Raw genomic sequence first — 2,641 nt, forward strand, 5'->3', positions numbered from 1 at the left:
GTTTTTTTGATGAATTGCCTGAATTGATTGATAATAAGGCTGACGTTGCCCTTAAAAAAGAGATCAACTACTTTATACAAAGGACCGAGCAGGAGATGAATAGTAAGTTGAAAGAGAACCTGGGTGATTATGCCCCGGATTACATTTCCCTTGATAAACCCGATTCGATGAATGTTGATCTGTCAACTATCTTACAACAATCTTTTGAAATTGACCTGTCTCAAAACATCAGTAACCTGGCACCGGTTTTAAAGAGCTATGCCAATCTTGAAGAAGAAACTTTGCAGCCCAGCATGACACAGAACAATGTTCCGGGATTTGCCTTGTTTGCCATGTTTTTTATTGTTATCCCTTTGGCCGGGAGTATCATCACCGAAAAAGAACAGGGTACATTTACCAGGTTGAAGACATTGCCTGTTTTATACTTCAATATCCTGTGGGGAAAAATAATAGCCTATGTTGTGGTTTGTTTCCTCCAGTTCTTTTTGATGCTTTTGATCGGTATGTTTGTTTTTCCATTGGTATTTGGATTACCTGCTCTGGAAATCGGTTCTCAATTCGGTATGATATTGTTGGCCACTTTAGCCAGTGGGCTGGCTGCTGTCGGTTTCGGGTTGATTGTAGGTTCTCTTGCAGGCACCCACAACCAGGCAGCCATGGTCGGCTCCATACTGGTTATTATTTTATCAGCATTGGGCGGATTGTTTATGCCGGTATATATGATGCCAGGAGGTTTAAAATCAATCAGTATGTTTTCACCCATCCGGTGGGGCACTGATGTTTACTTAGATATTTTTGTGAGGAATGCCGGCCTTGGATCTATTTGGATGAACCTGCTGTTACTTATTCTCTTTTTTGTAATTAGCTTTGTTATAACTGTGTGGCTGTATTCACGGAAACAGTAATAAATTTATATAAATCCTTTGCAATACACTTTCGACAACGTCATTCTGAATTCACTTCAGAATCTGTAGTTTTATTACATAGATTCTGAGCCAAGCCCAGAATGACGATTTGCTATTATTAGGTTTTGCAAAGGTTTGAATGAAATCAAGATAAAAGTAAAAAGATACTTTCAACCCAGAATGCAGAACCTAGTATTTCCGGAAAACGAGTGTTACATTATGCCCGCCAAAAGCAAAAGAGTTGGAAAGAGCGATTGAAATTTCTTTTTTCCTGTAAACATTTGGAACGTAATCGAGGTCAAGCTCAGGATCTTTTTTATCAAGGTTGATGGTAGGAGGGATCTTGTTGTTTAAAACACTCAAAACTGTAAAGGCTCCTTCAATACCTCCTGCAGCGCCCACCGTATGCCCAATCATAGATTTGCTGGATGAGACGGGTATTTTGTATGCCTGATCTCCAAACACCTTTTTAATGGCCAGGGTTTCATACTTGTCATTCAGCGTGGTGGAGGTGCCGTGAGCATTGATATAGTGAACCTCATTTTTAGTTATGCCGGTATTTTTCAGGGCAAGTTCCATGGTATATGCCATGCCCTCACCGTCTTTCTCCGGAGCCATGATGTTATATCCTTCGCTGGACATTCCGTATCCGGCCAACTCAGCATAGATTTTGGCATTTCGGGCTATGGCAGATTTTTCCGATTCAAGGATGATGATGCCTGCTCCTTCACCAATTACAAATCCATCACGGTTTTTGGAAAATGGCCTGCTGGCTTTTTCAGGTGGATCATTTTCGACAGATAGTGCATACAATTCATTAAATCCGGCAATCTCTTCAGGATTGATGATGGAATCGGCTCCACCGGTGATCACCACATCTGCCTGTCCGCTTTTGATCAGGTCGTATCCCAGTCCCATGGCATATCCGGAAGAGGAACAAGCTGTAGCTACCGTATAGTTCGGGCCTTTTAATCCGTACTCAAGTGAGATCCATGCCGACATGGCATTGTTCATATTTTTGAGGATCACATTTTTCAGATCGGTTCCTTTCTCTACGCTGGAGTTACCTGTATTCACAACGCCAAGTATAACAGCACATCTTGTTTTATCAAGATCTTCAAAATTGAGATTACTTTGTTCAACAGCATCTTTGGTACACACATAACATATCCGGGTTACCCTGGTCATTTGCCGGGCAAGCCTTTTCTTTATCCTTTCTGTGGAATATTGTTCAAAACCATCAGGTACCTGTGCAGCAATTTGCGTTTGAAGATCGGATGGATCGAATAAGGTAATTTTCTTTACCCCGCTTTGTCCATTGAGCAGATTTTCCCAGTTGGTCTGCAAGTCAAGACCCAGCGAAGAAATAACGTTTACACCTGTGATCAGAACCTTATTACTCATTGCTTTGATTCAAACGAAAAATGTGATTAATTCTTATGTAACAAATTATTGAAGATTAGGTTACAATTCAATCGGCAATATTAAGAATAATTTTAGAATTTTTGATACCTGATTTCTTTTGCCAGATCAAATGGACTTTTATCGCAGTCCATGTATTCTTTTACAATGTGTTCAATCTGTTCTTTGGTGCATAGACCGGATTTAACAGTTTCAAAAATGGATTCCAGGTAGTTTTTATAAAGTTTATTGGAGATGTAGCTTTTTTTGTTTTTTGGCAGATCCTTGAGTGATATCTCTTTCTTATCAGGATGTGGTAATGTATAATCATAAAA

Annotated in this window: 3 protein-coding genes; 1 reads left to right on the forward strand and 2 read right to left on the reverse strand. The window is 39.9% G+C overall.

Annotation, left to right across the window (positions count from 1 at the left end):
• The coding region (locus tag K8S13_RS01590; protein ID WP_291459920.1) for an ABC transporter permease at positions 1 to 905 on the forward strand (905 nt) is incomplete at its 5' end.
• A 189-nt stretch (positions 906 to 1,094) separates the two neighbouring features.
• Here K8S13_RS01590 and K8S13_RS01595 read toward each other — a convergent pair.
• Both K8S13_RS01595 and K8S13_RS01600 read right to left on the reverse strand, forming a co-directional pair.
• Positions 1,095 to 2,309: a beta-ketoacyl synthase gene (locus K8S13_RS01595; protein ID WP_291459922.1), complete on the reverse strand. Its 1,215-nt coding sequence runs from the start codon at positions 2,307 to 2,309 to the stop codon at positions 1,095 to 1,097.
• Positions 2,310 to 2,401: 92 nt separating this feature from the next.
• The coding region (locus K8S13_RS01600; RefSeq protein ID WP_291459924.1) for a hypothetical protein at positions 2,402 to 2,641 on the reverse strand (240 nt) is incomplete at its 5' end.

The organism is Desulfobacula sp. (assembly GCF_021107415.1).

Bases quoted from the DNA above. Each gene is read 5' to 3' on its own strand.
- K8S13_RS01595 (WP_291459922.1), bottom strand. From the start codon at position 2,309: ATGAGTAATAAGGTTCTGATCACAGGTGTAAACGTTATTTCTTCGCTG.